The organism is Calothrix sp. CBUCES-K 9914 (assembly GCF_059640475.1).
In genome coordinates this window covers 1-19,930 of record NZ_JBXXZH010000052.1, presented here as the reverse complement: position 1 = coordinate 19,930, position 19,930 = coordinate 1, and the positions used below count along the sequence as shown (strand labels likewise).

Annotated in this window: 13 protein-coding genes; 12 read left to right on the top strand and 1 reads right to left on the bottom strand. The window is 41.7% G+C overall.

What is annotated here, in order from left to right; genetic code table 11:
- Positions 1 to 227 precede the first annotated feature (227 nt).
- Positions 228 to 1,574: a ParB/RepB/Spo0J family partition protein gene (locus AC2JBO_RS14355; RefSeq protein WP_496954326.1), complete on the bottom strand. Its 1,347-nt coding sequence runs from the start codon at positions 1,572 to 1,574 to the stop codon at positions 228 to 230.
- 709 nt (positions 1,575 to 2,283) lie between these two features.
- On the opposite strand from AC2JBO_RS14355, the gene AC2JBO_RS14350 reads away from it, so the two are divergent.
- The 12 genes from AC2JBO_RS14350 to AC2JBO_RS14295 form a co-directional block, all read left to right on the top strand.
- Complete coding sequence (locus tag AC2JBO_RS14350; protein ID WP_496954325.1) at positions 2,284 to 4,536, top strand: heavy metal translocating P-type ATPase; 2,253 nt, start codon at positions 2,284 to 2,286, stop codon at positions 4,534 to 4,536.
- A 337-nt stretch (positions 4,537 to 4,873) separates the two neighbouring features.
- Positions 4,874 to 6,331, top strand: a complete 1,458-nt coding sequence (locus AC2JBO_RS14345; RefSeq protein WP_496954324.1) for an SUMF1/EgtB/PvdO family nonheme iron enzyme — start codon at positions 4,874 to 4,876, stop codon at positions 6,329 to 6,331.
- Between the two features lie 23 nt (positions 6,332 to 6,354).
- Positions 6,355 to 6,558 carry a Nif11-like leader peptide family natural product precursor gene (locus AC2JBO_RS14340; protein WP_496954323.1) on the top strand — a complete coding sequence of 68 codons (204 nt, stop codon included), beginning with the start codon at positions 6,355 to 6,357 and terminating at the stop codon, positions 6,556 to 6,558.
- A 458-nt stretch (positions 6,559 to 7,016) separates the two neighbouring features.
- Positions 7,017 to 9,734, top strand: coding sequence for a heavy metal translocating P-type ATPase (locus AC2JBO_RS14335; protein WP_496954322.1), 2,718 nt, complete (start codon positions 7,017 to 7,019; stop codon positions 9,732 to 9,734).
- A gap of 72 nt (positions 9,735 to 9,806) precedes the next feature.
- Positions 9,807 to 10,304, top strand: a complete 498-nt coding sequence (locus AC2JBO_RS14330) for a universal stress protein (RefSeq protein WP_496954321.1) — start codon at positions 9,807 to 9,809, stop codon at positions 10,302 to 10,304.
- 590 nt (positions 10,305 to 10,894) lie between these two features.
- Entirely contained in the window at positions 10,895 to 12,007 is a 1,113-nt protein-coding gene (gene cax, locus AC2JBO_RS14325; RefSeq protein WP_496954354.1) for a calcium/proton exchanger, read from the top strand.
- A gap of 15 nt (positions 12,008 to 12,022) precedes the next feature.
- Positions 12,023 to 13,156: a calcium/proton exchanger gene (gene cax, locus AC2JBO_RS14320; RefSeq protein WP_496954320.1), complete on the top strand. Its 1,134-nt coding sequence runs from the start codon at positions 12,023 to 12,025 to the stop codon at positions 13,154 to 13,156.
- 449 nt (positions 13,157 to 13,605) lie between these two features.
- Positions 13,606 to 13,977 carry a hypothetical protein gene (locus AC2JBO_RS14315; protein ID WP_496954319.1) on the top strand — a complete coding sequence of 124 codons (372 nt, stop codon included), beginning with the start codon at positions 13,606 to 13,608 and terminating at the stop codon, positions 13,975 to 13,977.
- 614 nt (positions 13,978 to 14,591) lie between these two features.
- Entirely contained in the window at positions 14,592 to 17,429 is a 2,838-nt protein-coding gene (locus AC2JBO_RS14310) for a cation-translocating P-type ATPase (protein WP_496954318.1), read from the top strand.
- A 69-nt stretch (positions 17,430 to 17,498) separates the two neighbouring features.
- The gene (locus tag AC2JBO_RS14305) at positions 17,499 to 17,666 is read left to right on the top strand and encodes a hypothetical protein (RefSeq protein WP_496954317.1); all 168 of its coding nucleotides are present in this window, start codon (positions 17,499 to 17,501) and stop codon (positions 17,664 to 17,666) included.
- Between the two features lie 173 nt (positions 17,667 to 17,839).
- Positions 17,840 to 19,405: an ABC1 kinase family protein gene (locus AC2JBO_RS14300; protein WP_496954316.1), complete on the top strand. Its 1,566-nt coding sequence runs from the start codon at positions 17,840 to 17,842 to the stop codon at positions 19,403 to 19,405.
- A 190-nt stretch (positions 19,406 to 19,595) separates the two neighbouring features.
- A partial coding sequence (locus AC2JBO_RS14295; protein WP_496954315.1) for a glycosyltransferase family 2 protein occupies positions 19,596 to 19,930 on the top strand: 335 nt, incomplete at its 3' end.

Sequence of the window (19,930 nt, the reverse complement as noted above, 5' to 3'; positions counted from 1 at the left end):
CTGCTGGAGCTACAAGTTATGTGACAATTGCATATACTGCTTTAGGCACATATTCAGCGCAATTTTGAAGTAAAAAAATACCAGCAGCTATAGTAATTCTAGTGACACCTCCTCACAAGTTAAGCTATTATAAGCTGCTGGAATTGCAATATTAAAGTAGTTGAGTTTTATTATTCATAACTATTCATTAGTAAAAGCTAATGAATCTAGTTGTGTAAACGGATGTTTTATGTACAGCTGTTTTCTTTTCTCGCTTCTTGTCCAGTCCACTTTTGCCAACGGTCAATAGCTCGTTCGACGTTTTCAGGATTTCTATCTCCGCTAAAGCAAATCCTTCCCATCCGCTCGCAGGCAATTAGTACCTCCCCATGCCCCAAAAAAGGCGCCAAAACAAAGTTATCAGCTTTAGTATACAGCCCCATCAAATAGGCGACAATACCTTCAATACCTTCAATCGCAGCAGGTTTCTCTGGTTTTAAGATGGCTTTGTGAGAATAAACCCCTATATACATATTATCTAAGACCCACTCGAACCTGAAGGGCATCCGGTGGCGAATACAAAAATCCTGAATTTTCCCTTCACGCGCGATGACAGCAACAACATGAGCTTCATTAACCAAATAATCATGGTTCCAAGGTGAATCTGGGGTTGCAATTGCCAAAGACGCATTTGATGGCAATAATTTATTTACAAATGTACTATCTGCCGTATCGCCACAATAAACTAAGTGCCGCTCAAGCATCCACTCATCACCAATGTTAACTTCTGGCAAAGCTTTATATAAGGAGCGTTTATCTTCAAAACTTGGCTTCGTCCTATTAAGTTTGACAGATTGTTTCGCCTCAATTTCGGCGGTAGTACTTTGAAGTGCCATTAGTTGCTGCTCCTTATATTTAGCTCTTGCCTCTGCTGCTAACTTTTCGTGTTTTTCCTGTTCTAAGCGTTTTTGTTGGCGCCCAGCTTCTCTTGCTTTTTTTTCTGCCTGTTCGGCAACTTCCCGCTCTTTAGTTCCCGCACGAGCTATTTTGAGCAGATTTGAGTGGCTTTTGGCAACAGGTGTTTTCTTAATAACTTCTTTAACTTCTGGGTCTATATTTTTGGCAATTTGCTTGCCTAATTGATAAGTTCGCTTATTGTAACCAGTTTCTTGAGCAAGCTGTTGTGTTGTTTTACTGGGGGGTGAAATCAATTCATCCCCTTTTTTCGTATACTGATTTTCTCCAGATTGCGCGCGTAAACCAATACGCTCTAAAATTTTATCCCGCTCCAACCAAAGTTCTGCCCGCTCCAAAGCCTCCAGTTCGTTACGAATTAAATTTTCGTCAATTTCAGCTAACCGCGCGTGGTCACAGTCAACGCAGGTAACAATATGACACTCAATTTGGTCTAACCCCAATAACTTACAGGCAGTAAGTCGGTGGAGTCCAGCGACAAGATTAAGGTTTTGGTCGATAGTAATAGGGTTTAAAAGTCCATTCGCTTTAATAGACTGCATCAACTCTGCAACTTTTTGATCATTCAGAGGACGCCTGTTGGAATGGATACTAACCCGGTCTATGGCAACAAGGGACATAAAATTTACCAAATAATCAACTGTCGCTACAGAGATAATAAATCCAAAAGCTTGATATTCTCTGGATTCTCATAGATATCGGACTGTTACATCCGAAACTCATCTAAATTCAGTACTATATATTAAATGACTTTCGCTCGTCAAATTTTTGCCTTCTTATTAAGTTGAATCGCTGATTATACTTGAGTTTCATTCAAAAACATCTATCTTGGGGACTAATACATTAATCCCCAAGCATTAATTTACACTGCTTTCGTTCTCAGGTCAAACAGCTATAGGTAAGCAAAATTAATATATACGTGAGAACTACTGAGAAAGTGCTTATAAATAAAGACAAGTTTATGAATTACAAACACTTTTAATCATCAAGCCTGCATATAGAATCCATAGTAAAGATAATTTTCGCTTAACGCCTCTATCAGCAGAAAGATAGATGTCGTAGAATCACAAGATGTAAATATAAGTTAAGTATTTTGAAGATATAATAAATTGAAATCCCTAACGTACATCAAAATCTTTCATACTGTAGGTAGAAGCGCACATCAAACGCGCGGGCGCGATAATGTTTTTACGGTTCAAGTAAAAGCGTTAATCAAATTCTAAGTTAAGAAAATTTAAGTTAAGAAAATTTAATAGGCAACATTTAACAATTAAATGTTTTGTTTCGTAACTAAAGTTTAAGCTAGTACCATTACAGAGGCAGAAATTTATGCCAGCCCTACCGGAATATGAAGCTCTGATACTCAACCACGCAAAAATCGACTACGAAATTATTCATGTTACTTCAGAGCGGTTTCGCATCCGTATACCGAGACTTGCATCCGACCCAGAATATGCTAGCAAGTTAACTTGGTTAGTTGAATCTTTTGACTTTGTGGTTAGTGTCCGTATAAGCTTACTATCCAGTTCGCTCATCGTCAATTATGACCCTGCTGTATCAATTACAACTGTTGAGTCAAGTATATTAAAGTGTATTGAAAAGGCACGTGATGCGGAGGTTCCTGCGGGTATAGCACCGGGTAAAAGTGAGCTTAGACCAGATATTGACTGGATAGAACGATTAGGACTACCTGTTTTAAGTTTGAGCTTGGCTGTGCTATCAACTCAGTTAATGCCCATACCAGCTATTGCACTCGGCGCCTTAGTGACAACAGCTGCAATTCCTTTTGTAAGCCGAATCATAGAAATAGTAGTAAAGGAACGGCGCCTTGACTCTGATATTCTCGATGCTATTTGGCTGGGTTTGTATACATTAAAAGGAGATTTTGTTGGCCCGTCGTTGATGCTGAGTTTGATGTATACGGGAGATGCACTTCGAGATTCCACCGCGCGCGCATCAGAGCAGCAGGTATTTGATTTGCTAAGTAGCATGAATAAATATGCTCGCTTAGAGCGTGATGGAACTGAAGTTTTAGTACCACTCAAAGAAGTACAAAAGGGAGAACGGGTTGTTGTATATCCAGGTGAAATTATTCCGGTGAGTGGTAGAGTACTGCGAGGAACAGCTTTAATTGACGAACATAAGTTGACAGGAGAATCTAGTTTAGTATCTCGCTCCGAAGGACAGGTAGTTCATGCGTCTACCTTAGTTTTAGAAGGTAAAATCAGTATTTTAACAAAACGACTCGGTTCCAATACGCGCGTTGGATTAACGGTACAACTTTTACAGTCCGCTCCAGTTCATGATACTCGTGTTGAAGACTACGCCGCAAAAGTCGCAGATGCCACAATTGTTCCCAGCATGTTATTAAGCGGCGCAATTTTTGCTCTGACTCGGGATGTTTCTCGGTCACTGGCACCACTACACCTTGATTTTAGTCATAACATCCGTATTGCGGTGCCTTCTACTGTAATTGCTGCTCTCACCTTTGCCGCACGACACGGAATTTATATTCGTAGCGGTCGTGCTTTAGAAATATTAGCGCGAATAGACACAGTAGTATTTGATAAAACAGGAACACTTACTCAAGGAAACGCTGAAGTTGTTGAGATACTAACTGCAAGTTCAACAATATTATCAACCGAAGTATTAGAAGTTGCTGCCTCCGCAGAACAAGGTAACACCCATCCTGTTGCAGGCGCCATTCTCCGTTATGCCCAAGCACAAAATATTCAAACTCAACCTTGTTCAGCATGGGACTATCGTATTGGCTTTGGTGTAGTAGCTGAAATCGGTGGTGAAAAGATTTTAGCTGGTAGCCATCGTTTAATTTCCCAAGAAGGCATTGATATAAATCCCATCTATCAACAACATCCACAATTACAAACAGGAAGTCACTCAACAGTCTATGTTGCCAAAGGTGGAGAATTACTTGGCGTAATTTTATATACAGACCCAGCGCGCGCGGAAAGTGCTGAAGTAATTGCCACTTTAGAAAACCTTGGACACCAGACTTATATGTTAACGGGTGATAGTAAACGAGTTGCAAATAGTGTAGCAAAACAGTTAGGCATTAACAGTAGCCATGTTTATGCAGAATCGTTCCCCGACCAAAAAGTTCAAGTAGTTCGGCAACTTCAAAGTCAGGAGCGAACCGTTGCTTTTGTTGGTGAAGGAATAAATGATGCTGCTGCTCTAGCTCATGCTGATGTTTCTATTTCTTTTGCTAGTGGTATTGATATTGCTAGAGAAACAGCTGACATCGTGTTATTAGAAGACGACCTGCGCGCTATACCTGATGCTATCGCCATTGCCAAACAAGCAATGGATATTGTTTACCAAAATACAGCCCTGATTGCAATTCCTAATATTGGTGTAGTATTAGCGGGAGTTTTATTTGCCTTCGACCCAGTATTAGGCGTTATCATCAGTAACGGTTCAGCTTTGGTTGCTGAACTAAATAGTTTCCGACCTTTGTTTGAAAGTGGTTTCCCTAGTGCCAAAACAGAACCAGTAAAATCTTCACCAACTCAACCTTCTCTATCTAAAGGAATAGAAGCTTTAACTCCTAGTCCAGCTTAACGTAGCATAGGCATCTTGCCTGTGCTTGTGCTGTGCTTATAGTCAGGCGGGACGCCCAACCTACGGGTTTAAAATCCATCATCCTTTGGTTATATTTATAAGTTAAGTTTTGTAACGTATGTTGATCTTATCGGTTGCAAGTTGCCTTATACTTAAGTACATAGTTCACATAATAAAGAAATTCTTAACTTTCACGCCCATTAAGGTATTTGATCAAGTTTAAGGATTGTTGCATATTTTTCTAACTTGGGAAATATGCGTTGTACTATAGTTATTAAATTGCAATATCAAACTTGAGATTATTGCAAATACTGGTTCAGGTTCAGAGGAAATCATTATGCCTCGATGTCCTGTTTGCCGAACAAAATATGTTGTAGGTAAAGTTGATAATTGTTCACTTTGTGGTTGGAATCTTCAACCCTACTCCCTTGTTGTAGGGTTAGTACCAGAAGTTATGCTCAAAGAGCAGACTCGGCTGGAATGGTCACAAGGACTATGGGCAAGCATCAAATTTTATCGAGAACAAATACAACAGTTTCAACTCAAACTCAAAGATACAGAGCAAAGTACAATCCAACTTCGTTCTGAGTTAGAGCAAGTCAAAAGTTCGCGCGATCAATTCCAAATAAACCTTAATCAGAGGGAATCAGACCTTGCACACCTGCGCTTATTGCTAGAAAAAGTAAATCAAACGCATGACCAGCTTCTAGCAACATTGCAACAAAGAGAATCAAATCAGGCAAACCTACTTCATCAGTCAGGACGAGTAAACCAAGAGTTGATTCGCTTGCGCTCAGAACTGGAACAAGTGAAGGAAACGCGCGACCATTTGCAAGCAACGTTACATCAAAGAGAATTAACTATTGCCCAACTTCAACCTCAAACACCAACTGTTTGTGAAACAAAAGTTCCAATAGAGACAGTTTTCTTAGTTGAGTCTCAACTTATACCAGCTTTAACAATCAACAAGCAAACATTGACTATTGATGTAATAAATGTTGATGCTTGGGGAAACCAAATTGATTGTTATCAAAATAAAGTTTCTTATTTCCAAGAAAAGCTGGAAAATTTCGGTTTGGATATCGTTGAATTGCCTCCTGGTGAATTTTGGATGGGTTCTCTTGAGACGGAGCAAGGACGAGAAATTCATGAAGATCCTCAACATCTCGTCAAAATCCAACCTTTTTACATGAGCAGATTTCCTATTACCCAGTCACAATGGCGAGCAATTGCTAATTTGCCCACTATTCATCGTTCGCTTAATCCTGACCCGTCTAATGTTAAAGGTGATGATCAACCTGTAGAACAAGTGTCCTGGTATGATGCGGTTGAATTTTGTGCAAGGCTAACTCAAGCTACTGGACGAAATTACAGACTTCCCAGCGAAGCTGAATGGGAATACGCTTGTCGCGCCGGGACTTCAACTCCTTTTCACTTTGGCGAAACAATTACATCCAACCTTGGAAATTATGATGGTAACTATACATATAACTTGGAGGCGCCGGGTCAATATTGTCAACGAGCAATACCCGTAGGTAGTTATAAGATTGCGAATGCATTTGGGCTTGTTGATATGCATGGCAATGTATGGGAGTGGTGTGCTGATCCTTGGCACGATAATTATCACGAAGCAACCAGTGATGGCAGTGTTTGGGAAGAGGGGGGAAGTCAAAATCGCCGTCTCTTGCGAGGTGGCGCCTGGTATTGCCTACCTTCTTTATGCCGTTCAGCACAACGACACTGGGATGAAGCAAACCACGGAGGAAGCGGTATTGGTTTTCGAGTAGTATTCTAGTTATGAAGGAAGTGTGATAGTACATGTCAAAACACATCAAGCAATTTCATCAGATGGTGATGCAGAATCCGCCTTTGCTAAAAAGGTTAAAAAGTGCATCCGACCGAGACAGTTTTGTAAAGTTAATTGTACAGTTAGGCGGGGAATATGGTTATAGCTTTACCTCGAAAGAAGTAGAAGCTTACATTAAACAGAACTTCTTGACCTTAATTAGCCAATTTTCGTAGAAATAGTAACGCTACGGTCATTTCTGCATTAATCAGGACTTGATAACGATATAAATACATCTAACTTCAAGTAATTTATTTTTCTAAAGTTTCTGATTATTGTTAAGAATTTATTGTAGAATGATTTTAATCGCAGTAAACAGTTTAAACTTAATAGCAACTGTGTATCGCAGAAACTTTCCTCTTGATTAGCAACCTAAATATTTTTGATGAATACCATTTACCAAAGTTTGGTATAAGTGATTCAGAGGAAATTATTAAGATTTTAGAAGTCAAGCATTTCGGTAGCTTATATTAACTGAATGCCGAAAAAGTTGCAATCAACAAAATTCCAAATAGACCAAATAGAAATTTACACACGCATTTGCCCTTTACGGGCTAGTAAACGCACGTTGCTACTGCTGTGCAATTTTCACAAAAATGCAAACCATTCACGCAAAGAGCGAATAGATAGTCATATGTCACCTCAAACTACTGCAACATTGGAAAGAACAGTTATTGAGACATACTCCAGCCACGTCGAAACAGTATATTACGAAGTAGTTCATTGGATTCCGGGACGGTTTCGCATTCGCATTCCGATTCTTGCGTGGGACGAAGAATATGCAAATCAACTTAAATATGTTTTAGACAAACAGAATTTTGTTACTGAATCCCAAATTAATCCACAAGCTAGCTCATTAACTGTTAATTACAATCATGAGTGTAGTGCTTTAGCAATCGCAACGATTCAAGAAAAATTATTTGATGCAATTCAACAAGCATCTAGCGCTGAAGTTCCTGTAGGATGGGCACCAACAGTTCATAGCGCAGAGGGTCATGAGAAAGCAAATAACGAAGTAGATTTTGTTGAGCGCTTGGGATACCCTGTTGCAGGTTTAGCACTTTCGCTTGCAGTCATGGCTGGGGCGCCTATTCCTCCGTTTTTAGTTGGTGCGGTTATATTTGTTGGTGCAATACCAGTATTTAAACGAGCATGGGAAGCTATTCAGCAAGAACGTCAGTTAACAATTGACTTCTTAGATGGTTTAGCAATTGCATTACACACAGCCACAGGACACTTCTTTGCACCATCATTTATGTTGGGTTTAGTAGAAGGTGGTGAAGCGATTCGTGATATGACGGCACGAGGCAGTGAGCGAGCATCTTTAGACTTATTAGATTGCTTGAGCAAAACTGCATTTGTACTGCGTGATGGGCAAGTAGTAGAAATTCCCACCGAACAAGTAGTTGTTGGTGACCATGTAATTGTTTATCCTGGTGACCAAATTCCTGTAGATGGTGTAATCACTGAAGGTACAGGTATTCTAGACCAATGCAAACTTACTGGTGAATCAGTTCCTGTAACGCGCACCATAGGTGAAGAAGTATTTGCATCTACATTGTTAGTAGATGGCACGTTGACTATTTTGGCTGAACGAGTTGGTAACAATACACGTGCTGGTGTAATTGTCAACTTAATGCAAGCGGCGCCTGTACATGATACTCGTGTAGAAAACTATGCAGCATCAGTAGCAAACCAAATGGTAATTCCAACCTTACTAATTGGTACAGGTGTAGGATTAGCCAGTGGCAACTTAGCACGAGCGATTGCACTTTTAACCTTAGACTTTGGTACAGGTATCCGCGTATCAGTACCAACAACAATTCTGTCGGTACTAACCTATGCAGCACGTAATGGTGTATTGATACGCAGTGGTCGTGCGATTGAAATCTTAGCGAAGATAGACACCGTTGTATGCGATAAGACAGGTACATTAACAATAGGTCACGCTGGTGTTAATGATATTGATGTCATGTCAAGCTTTAGCAAAGAAGAAATTTTATGCTACGCTGCAAGTGCAGAAAAAGGTTTAACACACCCAATCGCAGAAGCAATTGTTCACCACGCTAAAGATACGGGAGTTGCACTCAAAGAATGTGAAGAGTGGGAATATAAAGTTGGTTTAGGCGCCGTTGCCAAAATTGACGGTATAAATATTCTTGTCGGTAGTCCCCGCTTTATGAAGCAGGAAAATGTTGACTTAGAAGCTTATGACCTTCGTTATCCTGATGCAAAAGCAGGTGGACAATCGCTCGTTTACGTTGCAGGTGACGGTGAACTACTTGGCGTAATTCGCTACAGTGACCCACCACGTCCAGAAAGTAAAGAAGTTATCCAAGAACTCAAGGAAATGGGCATAACAGTTCATATGCTCACAGGTGACGTACAACGGGTTGCTGATTCCATCGCAAATAATCTTGGTATCCATCCTAAGAACGTAACCGCAGAAGCTTTCCCTGAAAAGAAAGTGGAAGTTGTTAAAGCAGTCCATGACAGTGGTAAGACAGTAGCATTCTGTGGAGATGGTATTAATGACTCTGCTGCTTTAGCTTATGCCGATGTATCTGTATCCTTTGCTGGTGCTACCGACATTGCGAGAGAAACCGCTGATGTTGTTTTGATGGAAGATGATTTACGCGGTTTAATCATGGCAGTTAAATGCGCGCGGCAAGCAATGGATATCATTTGGCAGAACACAGCAATTGTGGCAATTCCCAATTTAGGTGCATTAGTCTCAGGTATCTTCTTTGCCCTCGACCCAATTTTGGCAGTCGTCATCAACAACGGTACTGCAATTTTGGCAGAACTAAATGGTTTACGTCCACTTATAGGACCTGGCGAAGTTACACCTTTAGGACATCGACTCAATCCAGCCGAACTTGTAGAAGAAGAACGGCGCCTGCATGAAAATACCCATCAAACAGAACCGAAGCATATTACGCTCGAACCACAACAGTTTGAAACAGAAGTAGTAATAGTTTCCTCGGATTTCAAAACTGAAGTAGAAGACACTGTATCTTCGACCAACGGTCATTCAACCAACGGTCATTCAACTAATGGTCATTCAACTAATGGTCATTCAACCAACGCTATTTTATCTGAGTTGGACAACATGAACCTTGAAGTAAAAAACCTCTTTAACAAGGGTGTGCAACTAAAACAACACTCCTTAGCAAAACGCTTAGGATTACCAAGCCAAACATTAGCAAGTTATCGCACCAGAGAAGATTTTGTTAATTGGAGCATGACCCAAGACCCCGAAGGAATAGCATGGGCATATGAGCCAAATACAAAATGCTTCTACACGGTTGGAACTATGAATGAGGAAAAACCAGTTGCAAACTTGGTTTAATCTTGTGGAGCGGGCATCCTTGCCCGCCCCGCTTATCTTAAACATCGAATAAATTTCTTTTGTGAGACTTGTATGTTTCGTAAAATTTTAGTAGCGCTCCATCGCTCCGATCATATGAGCGAGCATGTTTTTACAGAAGCGCTTCATCTCGCCCTTGTCACAGGAGCATCCTTAAAATTGCTGCATGTTCTATCAGTCGATGAAAACGAAAGTCCAAGCATCTTGAACTTAATTAATACCCCAGAAAACAAAAAACATTGGGAGGAATTTGAGAAACCAGGTTTAGATTTACTAAGGTCTCTAACTCAGGAAGCAAATGCAGCAGGAATAGTGGCAGAATATTATCAAACTTTAGGAAAACCTGGACATGTTATCTGTGAAACCGCACGAACTTGGGAAGCTGGACTAATTGTTATTGGACGACGCGGACTTTCAGGAATGAGCGAACTGATTTTGGGTAGTGTGAGTAACTATGTTAGCCATTACGCTCCATGTTCTGTAATGATAGTGCAAGGTCCAGAAAACTTTGGCGCTTCTAATATTCAAGTTCACGGAGTCGCTACTGTTTGATAACATCCAGCTAGTGCAACAAGGCAAAAGAAAAAAATCTTATTTTACAAGCATTGCGTGCTTTTCCAAGTGGTTAGTTATTTTAGCCAAACTGCACTAGTATATATTCAGCTACTTAGCGTGCATGTTTGTTATCTAACACGCGCCAATTTACCACAGAGACAGAGAGAAAGAGAGAAAAGAGCTTTTCACGATTCTCTCAAAAATTTTGTAGTATTTCAATTATAGCTTTGATTTAACTTTGCTATCAATGCTGGCAACGGATGTAATAAATAAGTTATTGGTTGTAAACAAAAGTAGGGTGCGTGACGCTACCAGCACTGCGCTTCGTTTTAAAATTTTGGTAGCGTCACGCACCCTACAGTCTAAAATCAACTATCCGTTACATCCGTTAATAATCTGTTGCCAATTTTGCTCTGTTCTCTGTTTACAGACGCGATTAATCGCGTCTCTACCGTCTCTATGGTAAAAAAATACTAATAAATTGGATGACAATAGATCACTAGTAATCAGGTTATGAAGGCAAAGCGATGTCAACTACAAAGTTCAATAAAGTTTCATCAAGAAAAAAATCTGCGAAACCAGCTTCGATGTCCCGTAAGGATGCATTTTTATTGCGGATGCTGGTATTTGTTCCAATTTGCTTGATTTTACACCATTTAAATGTTAGCCCCAAGATTGTATTTTTAACGGCTGGGTTGGCAATTATTCCTTTAGCAGCATGGACAGCCAACTTTACAGAAGCTATTGCTAGTCAAATTGGCCCTGCTTTGGGTGGTTTGCTAAATGCAACTTTCGGTAATGCTACTGAAATGATTGTTTCAGTTGTTGCGCTCAATGCTGGGTTAATAGATGTGGTGAAGGCAAGCTTAATGGGTTCGATGATTGCCAATCTGCTATTAGGTTTAGGTTTTGCTTTGTTTTTGGGTGGAATGCGTAGTCGTTCTTCGTCTACACGTGTTAACCATGAGCATCTAAGCACTGTTGCGCGCGTTAATGCTTCGCTACTGAATTTAGTAGTTGTGTTTTTACTGGCGCCTACAGCCATAGAAGTTACATCAATGGCCCTGCACATCAAGACTACGAATGAGTTTTCATACATTGCCTCTGGACTACTGTTGGCATCTTACTTATTAATGCTGCTGTTTTCAATGAAAACTCATAGTCATCTTTATGGACTAGATGAAGACGCAGAACCAGAAAGCTATGGTAGTGAAGCGAGAGGCGAAAAGTATAACTTAAAACTGCATATTGGATTACTGTTAGCGACAACAGTTGTTTTAGTGTTCGTTTCAGAAGTGCTGGTAGATAGCTTAGGAGAAGCAATTGCTACTACTGGTATGACAAGTCTATTTACTGGTGTAATTTTACTTCCTATTTTTGGCGCCGCAGTAGAAATCATTACCTGTGGTATTTGTGGAGCAAAAAATAAAGTTAATCTAGCCTCATCTGTGGCAATAGGTTCTAGTTTACAAATAGCAATGTTTGTAACTCCGATTTTGGTTTTTGCTGGTTTAGCACTAGGAAAACCAATGAATCTTGATTTTGATAACTTTACAGTCTTAGGAATGGGTATCGCAGTTCTAATGACCAACTCAGTCAGACCTAACAGTCGCTCGAACTGGCTAGAGGGAATACTACTGTTAATGACTTATTTTATGCTAGCTACAGCATTCTTTTTACACCCTGACATGGCAGGATAAGCAAGTATCAAAATTATGCAACTACAAGAAGTTAAGCACGCATTAGCTAGACCTAGTATTCACTGGTTAGCTATTTTCTTACCAATAAGTTTAGCCGTAGCATATTTACCGATATTTCACTCGGAGATAGTTCTATTTTTTACATCTTGTTTAGGAATGGTTGTTGTTGCCTATTGGTTAGGTAACGCAACAGAAGAGTTAGCTGCCAGAGTTGGGTCTGTCTGGGGTGGGATGATGAATGCTGCCTTCAGTAATTTACCAGAACTAATTTTTGGCTTAATTGCTGTCGCAAAAGGGTTAGGTCCATTAGCAAAAGCAGCTTGGACAGGCGCCATTATTAGTAATATGTTAGTTGCAGTTGGCGCCGCTGTAATGGTTGGTGGCTATCGTTATGGTACAGTGACATTTCCTTTAGAGCGAGCCAAAGACGCAGCAGCAGGATTAATGATAGCTGCTGTAGCCATTCTGATGCCATCTATTTATGCTCATGCAGTGGACTTTTCTAGCGAAACCATAAATGCTGGGGATGTTATCAAGAACGTTTCTGTTTGGTTATCTTTATTTTTGCTCATGGCTTATGGAGGTAGTATAGTTTATACATTTGCCAGGTTTAGGCACTCAGAACCAGCGCAAAAAGCCACAAATTTAAGCGAAGCGTTTGAAATGGAGGAAAATAGTACACTTTCCTGGAGCGTTTCTTTCTCTATTGGTGTACTCGCTGTTTCTAGTGTGTTCATGGCTTTTTTGTCTAATTTTGTTGCGGATTGCGTCGATTCTGTTACAGCTGGATTTGGTTGGACAGAGATTTTTGTAGGCGCCATAGTCATTGGGATAATTGGTAATGTGGGCGCCATAATGAGTGCTGTAATTGTCGCATATAGAAGTAAAGTAGACCTAAGCTTTGAAATTGGCATGAATGCTGCCTCTCAAATCGCATTACTCGTAATTCCAACCTTAATCATTGCCTCTAGTGTAGTAGGGAAACCAGTTGATTTTCTTTTCTCCCCTCCTCAAATCGCAGCACTAATTGGTAGTGTTCTGATTATGACTCAAATATCCCAAGATGGACGGTGTAACTGGTTGAACGGATTACAAATGCTGATTTTCTTTGGGGTTATCTCTGTATTGTTCTACTATGACCCAACCTAAATTTACGTTACTAGTGCAATTTGTCAGAAGGCAGAAGGCAGAAGTCAGAAGTCAGAAGGCAGTAGGTAAGACAGTCTATTTTATAAGCCTTTTAAGCTTTTTTGGCTGGATAGTTATTTTCGCCACGCTGCACGAGGGTTAGTATTCATATCCCCTAGTAATTTGGAGATGTTTTTACTAGGGGATATATTGCTATTGCCATCATTACTAGGGCTAGGTTGTATTCCTTACAGGACTTACGATACTGCCGCAACGCTCTTTTTGATCCGTGACTGCTATTACGGTTTTTATGTGCCACTTGCTCCCGTCCTGCCTTATTTGCCAACAGAATCATGAATTATGTCTATACTTTAATTTTTAACTAAATTTTGTTAAGAAAACTTGATAAAAGTATTTATTGGTACAACATATAGATATTCTAAATAAATAACAATCACCAAACTACAATAATGGCAACTAAAATAGTTGAACTAGGAAGCATCGGCGGCTTGCCAGAGTTTAGAGTTGTGATGAATGATGGTAACATTTTACCAATGCCGATAGTTGAAACAAGAAAAACAACTTTAAGAGCTTCTGTTGTTATAGAGCGCACCGAGAATATCAACGAAGAAGTATTAAAAGCTTTTATACAATCTATTATGATGGCTGGCGCCTCTGTGCTATTGGCTGGATGCCTACCAGGAGGTGTAATAGCAATGCCACTTTTTCTACGAACATTTGGCGCCTATGCAGCTTCAAAGGGTATAGAATTAACTGCTGGTCAAATTAAGCTGAATACTGAAACCGTCTACGGTGAATGGGAATGTTTTAAATTTACCTGAACACTGAGAGAACAAATTTGGGAACCAATGGTTCCCATTTGTTTCCATAACATAAACTTGGGAACCAATTAACTTAAATACTCTCTTACTCTTCCCTCTGTATCTCTGTGCCTATGCGGTAAATATATATACCTAAATTTACAATATAGAACTGCAAAATCAATATTCTAATTAAGCACGGAAAATTTATGTTTATTTATGTTTACATTACACTATTAAGTTATGATTCATTGTAATATCTAATAATGCAAATTAGAAATGTTTGTAGCACTTATTTATAGTGCTGATAACATTGAGGTATTTTGTACTAGAAAGAAGTAAAGGCGGAGAAAAAGCAAGTCTTCAAGCTTTAAGGTATTGTTTTGCTACGGATGATAAGTGAATATAACGGATAAACAATTGATTACAATTAAAGTCTAGTTATAAAAAATAACCTATCCGTTACATCCGCTCATCATCCGTTGCCAATCTTTTACCCACCTAAATTAAATAGCACAGGCGCTTGGGACTAGCACGGGTGCCTGGGACTAGCACAGGCAGGATGCCTATGCTACATGTGTTAATACCTTCTTTCTGATTTCATCTTCCTTATTCAATTAGAAGAGAATATTTTTATGACTTCTACTGCTTCAGACTCTGGGTTTGCTCAACCGACCGAAACGTCTGCTTGGCATACCTTAGAAGTTGTTAAAGCTCTCAAGCGGTTAGGCAGCGACCGCACATTTGGTTTAACGACCTCAAAAGTTGGAGAATATTTCAAGCGCTATGGCTCGAATGAACTGGTAGAAAGCGGAACACGTACTCCCGCAGAAATCCTTTGGGACCAGTTTAAAAACATCATGTTACTGATGTTAATTGCTGTAGCAGTTATTTCTGCTGTCTTGGATGTACGCGAAGCGGTTACTCAAGGTAAGTTTGTATTTCCAAAAGATGCCGTTGCTATTTTTGTAGTGGTAATTCTAAATGGAGTGTTAGGTTACATCCAAGAAAGCGGCGCCGAAAAAGCTTTAGCAGCTCTCAAAAATCTAGCATCCTCCAAAGTACGAGTGATTCGCGACGGAAAAACACTAGAAGTAGAATCGAAAGAACTTGTGCCAGGAGATGTAATGTTACTTGAAGCAGGGGTAAAAGTTCCTGCTGATGGACGATTATTGGAAGCTGCAAATTTGCAAGTTCGAGAGTCTGCTTTAACGGGAGAAGCACACGCGGTTAACAAACAAGCCGAAGTACAGCTACCTGAAGATGCACCTCTAGGAGACCGCATTAATCTTGTGTTTTCTGGAACAGAAGTAGTGCAGGGACGAGCAACTGTTTTGGTGACAAGCACGGGAATGCATACCGAATTGGGAAAAATTGCTAGTGCTTTGCAGTCGGTAGAGTCTGAACCTACACCATTGCAAAAACGCATGAACCAACTAGGTAATGTTTTGGTGACAGGCGCCCTAGTGTTAGTAGTGTTGGTAATTGCGGGTGGTACTATATATAATCCCAGTTTGTTTGAAGAACTGGTAAAAGTTTCTTTGAGTATGGCAGTAGCAGTAGTACCAGAAGGTTTACCTGCTGTTATTACAGTGACGCTTGCACTCGGAACGCAACGCATGGTGAAGCGGAACGCGCTTATCCGCAAGTTGCCAGCAGTGGAAACTCTTGGTTCTGTAACTACAATTTGTTCTGACAAAACCGGAACCTTAACCCAAAACAAAATGGTGGTGCAAAATGTTTGTACCAATAGTAATACCGCACGTGTTACAGGGGAAGGATATACACCGAATGGTGAATTTCAATGGCAAGATAAAAGACACCTTTCTCATGCACATCCAGAACTTCAAGCATTGTTACTGGCTTGCGTGCTATGTAATGATGCCATCTTACAAAAAGAAAATGGTGATTGGTCAATTTTGGGTGACCCTACAGAAGGTGCCTTATTATCAGTAGCAGGTAAAGGAGGTTTCCGTAAAGACGAACAAGATAATAAATTTGCTCGTGTAGCAGAATTTCCATTTTCCTCAGAACGCAAACGTATGAGTGTAATGGTAGAAGCAGAAGGTTCCGGTGCCGGAATAAGTGCTTTCCATCTACATGCAACGAACTATTTAATGTTTACTAAGGGTTCACCTGAATTAACCTTAGAGCGATGCACCCACATTCAAGTTGGGCATGAAATAGAACCTTTAACTTCACAACAGCGTTCACAAATTTTGGAACAAAACAACCAAATGGCTGGACGAGGATTAAGAGTTTTAGGATTTGCCAACAAACTATTAAAAGAACTACCACCAGAAGGTTCCGAAGAAACTTCTGAAAATGGTTTAACTTGGTTGGGGTTAGTAGGAATGCTCGATGCACCCCGTCCAGAAGTGCGGGATGCGGTCGCGCGTTGTCGAAGTGCGGGTATTCGTCCAGTAATGATTACAGGTGACCACCAACTAACAGCGAAAGCAGTCGCTGAAGACTTGGGTATTGCTAGACCAGAGGACGAAGTTCTTACAGGTCGCGAGTTAGAGAAATTCGACATGGCTCAACTCGAACAACATGTAGACCGAGTAAGTGTATACGCGCGTGTTTCTCCAGAACACAAACTAAAAATAGTCCAAGCACTCCAACATCGCGGTCATGTAGTAGCAATGACAGGAGATGGAGTCAATGATGCACCCGCACTGAAGCAAGCAGATATCGGTGTTGCAATGGGAATAACAGGAACCGATGTCAGCAAAGAAGCCAGTGACATGGTACTATTGGATGACAACTTCTCAACTATTGTTGCAGCTACAGAAGAGGGACGTGTTGTTTATATCAACATTCGTCGCTTCATTCGGTATATTCTTGGAAGTAATATTGGAGAAGTATTAACCATTGCAGCGGCGCCGTTAATGGGGTTAGGGGGTGTACCATTATCACCACTGCAAATTCTTTGGATGAATTTAGTAACAGATGGAGTACCAGCATTAGCATTAGCAGTTGAACCTGGTAGACCAATTGTGATGCAACAACCTCCCAAAAATCCTAAAGAAAGCATTTTTGCGCGGGGTTTAGGTTCATACATGATTCGGATTGGAATCGTTTTAGCAGTGGTAACAATTGGAATGATGTCCTGGGCTTACGGTTACACAAGGACATACACAGAAGGTGGACTCGACCCAGACCGATGGAAAACAATGGTATTTACGACCTTGTGTTTAGCACAAATGGGACATGCCTTGGCTATTCGCTCAAACACTCGCTTGATTGCGGAAATTAACCCTTTCTCCAACCCTTTCATACTGCTTTCAGTAGTATTTACATCAGTACTGCAACTGCTATTAATTTACGTTGAACCATTACGGAACTTCTTCAGCACCCATTATCTAACATTCACAGAGTTAATGATATGTGTTGGCTTCAGTGCCATCATATTTGTGTGGATTGAAGCAGAAAAATTGTTCACCCGTTGGTTCCTAAAAGCCCGCAAATAAAAAATATGTAGAGACGCGATAGGAAGCGTCTCTACACAACGGATAATTTCAACTAGAGGTAACTAAAAAATGGCTGAGAAAGAAAGACAAGAAACCGACACTAATTTTTTTGATGGCATCAAGCAAAAAGCTGAAGTCGCAATGGGAGGTATATTGGGTCAGTCAAACAAAGATGAGGAAGAGAGAGAAAATAGAAAGTTCAGAAATAAACGTGATGAAGATGACGAAGACGATTAGAGAATATTTAAAGATTTTAATCCCCCCTAGCCCCCCTTAATAAGGGGGGAACAAGAAAGGAAACAAATCTTGGAACAAGAAAGGAAACAAATCTTAGAACAAAAAAGAAAACCAATCTTAGCCCCCCTTATTAAGGGGGGTTGGGGGGATCAATTATAGACGAAGAAACAATTATGGAAGTAAAAAATCAGCCCGTCCAAACAAAAATTCAAATTTCTGAACAACCACTCCGCTATAACCCAGAGGCAATAGCGCATAAATTTGATTCAAATAAAATACGAGTAATAAAACGGTGGCTAGAAATATTGCTTCCCATAATTAGCTTCGCCGCTCAATGGTGGTGGTATAGAATAATACGATTAAAACCCCACATAAGACACTACTATCTAGCAATAAAACTACGACAACACCTAACAAACCTAGGAACAGCTTATATAAAAGTCGGTCAAGCATTATCTACCCGTCCCGACTTACTACCAACAGCTTACCTTGATGAACTAGCCAAACTCCAAGACGAACTACCAGCATTTCCTACCGAAATAGCCCATCAATTTATTTTAGAAGAACTAGGCGCCACACCAGAGGAAATATATGCAGAATTAACTTTAGAACCAGTTGCAGCAGCATCCCTAGGGCAAGTATATCGAGGCAAACTAAAAACTGGAGAAACAGTAGCTGTAAAAGTGCAGCGACCCGACCTAGCAGAAAAAATAGCATTAGATATGTATATACTGCGAGGGTTAACACTCTGGATAGAAAAACGTTTTAATAAAATTCGTAGTAACCTAGTTGCCATCTTAGATGAATTCGGCGCCCGTTTATTTGAAGAAATGGACTATATTCAAGAAGGTAACAACGCAGAAAAATTTGCCAGTTTATATAGTAATGTCACTGATGTATATGTACCAAAAATTTACTGGCAATATACCAACCGTCGTGTACTAACGATGGAATGGATACAAGGAACTAAATTAACTCATATATCATCCATTCATGCTCAAGGTATAAACGCGCGTCATTTAGTCGAAGTTGGTATCCAGTGTACACTACACCAACTACTAGAACACGGCTTTTTCCATGCAGACCCCCATCCAGGTAATTTACTAGCAATGGAAAACAGCAAACTAGCTTATCTAGACTTCGGCATCGCGGGCAATGTCGATCATCGGGGCGAAGGTCCAGTGGAGGCCCGCGCTGGTCGCCTCGATGGCGGCGATGCGGCTGGCGCGTTCGGCGTCGGCGGTGTCGAAGGTCGCCGCGATGCCGAGGGGGACGGGGAAGATCGTGCGTTAGCCATGGACGACATCCATGGCGAAGAGCAGGGGGATGCCGAGCCGGCTTTCCTCGACCGCGACGCGTTGAAGCTCGCCCAGGAATCCGGCGCCGGCGACATGCAGATAGGAGCCGAGCCCGCCGGCGCGAACGCGGTCGTATTCGGCTTCGGTGATGCGGGAATTGAGCGCGATCTGGCGCCCGCCGGCCATCTGGTTGAGCTGGCCGAGCTTTTCGGCGGTGGTCATGCGGGCGATGAGGTAATCGGCCCGGTCTGCGCCGGTCAGGCCTGCCCGGGCGGCTTCGGCGGCAAGGGTTGCCTCTTGCGCGGCAGCTTTCGGGCCCGAAACGGCACAGGCAGCCCCCGCCAGAAGGCCGAGCGCGGCGCCGGCCGCGCGAAGCGTAGTCTGCCAGCCAGGCCGGCTGCGCGGCCCTGTTGCGGGATGCGGCATCCCTTCCTCCCCTGATTATTCTTATCATTTTGTTAGCGCTAGCAGAATTGGCATCACCCGGCGCCCCTGTCAAATTCACCCGGGCGGATCGGTCAGTGTTTACAGCGTCCGGCATCTGTACGGCGCGGCATGGTTATTGCTAACAGGATGCTTGAAATGCCGGCTCCAAGCCCGACCTCCGGGCCGAGGCTGGCCGGGCCGGTCAATGGATCAGAATGTGTCGACCCCTCTCGTGTCTGTCCTGCTGCCGGCCTATAATGCCGGGGCGCATATCGATGCGGCCATTGCCAGCATCCGCGCGCAGAGCTTCGGCGATTTCGAGCTGATCGTGGTCGATGACGGCTCGAAGGATGACACGCTGGCACGGATCGAGGCCCATGCCGCCGAGGACGCCCGCATCCGGGTTGTGAGCCGGGAGAACCGGGGCCTTATCGCGACGCTGAACGAGGCGATCGGTCTTGCGCGCGGCGACCTCATCGCCCGGATGGATGCCGACGATATTTCCTATCCCGACCGGCTGGCGCGCCAGGTGGCGGCGTT

Coding starts and splice junctions, on each gene's coding strand:
- AC2JBO_RS14345 (WP_496954324.1), top strand. CDS start 4,874: ATGCCTCGATGTCCTGTTTGCCGAACAAAATATGTTGTAGGTAAAGTT.
- AC2JBO_RS14335 (WP_496954322.1), top strand. CDS start 7,017: ATGTCACCTCAAACTACTGCAACATTGGAAAGAACAGTTATTGAGACA.
- AC2JBO_RS14340 (WP_496954323.1), top strand. CDS start 6,355: ATGTCAAAACACATCAAGCAATTTCATCAGATGGTGATGCAGAATCCG.
- AC2JBO_RS14330 (WP_496954321.1), top strand. CDS start 9,807: ATGTTTCGTAAAATTTTAGTAGCGCTCCATCGCTCCGATCATATGAGC.
- AC2JBO_RS14310 (WP_496954318.1), top strand. CDS start 14,592: ATGACTTCTACTGCTTCAGACTCTGGGTTTGCTCAACCGACCGAAACG.
- AC2JBO_RS14315 (WP_496954319.1), top strand. CDS start 13,606: ATGGCAACTAAAATAGTTGAACTAGGAAGCATCGGCGGCTTGCCAGAG.
- AC2JBO_RS14305 (WP_496954317.1), top strand. CDS start 17,499: ATGGCTGAGAAAGAAAGACAAGAAACCGACACTAATTTTTTTGATGGC.
- AC2JBO_RS14355 (WP_496954326.1), bottom strand. CDS start 1,574: ATGTCCCTTGTTGCCATAGACCGGGTTAGTATCCATTCCAACAGGCGT.
- AC2JBO_RS14350 (WP_496954325.1), top strand. CDS start 2,284: ATGCCAGCCCTACCGGAATATGAAGCTCTGATACTCAACCACGCAAAA.
- AC2JBO_RS14300 (WP_496954316.1), top strand. CDS start 17,840: ATGGAAGTAAAAAATCAGCCCGTCCAAACAAAAATTCAAATTTCTGAA.
- cax (WP_496954320.1), top strand. CDS start 12,023: ATGCAACTACAAGAAGTTAAGCACGCATTAGCTAGACCTAGTATTCAC.
- cax (WP_496954354.1), top strand. CDS start 10,895: ATGTCCCGTAAGGATGCATTTTTATTGCGGATGCTGGTATTTGTTCCA.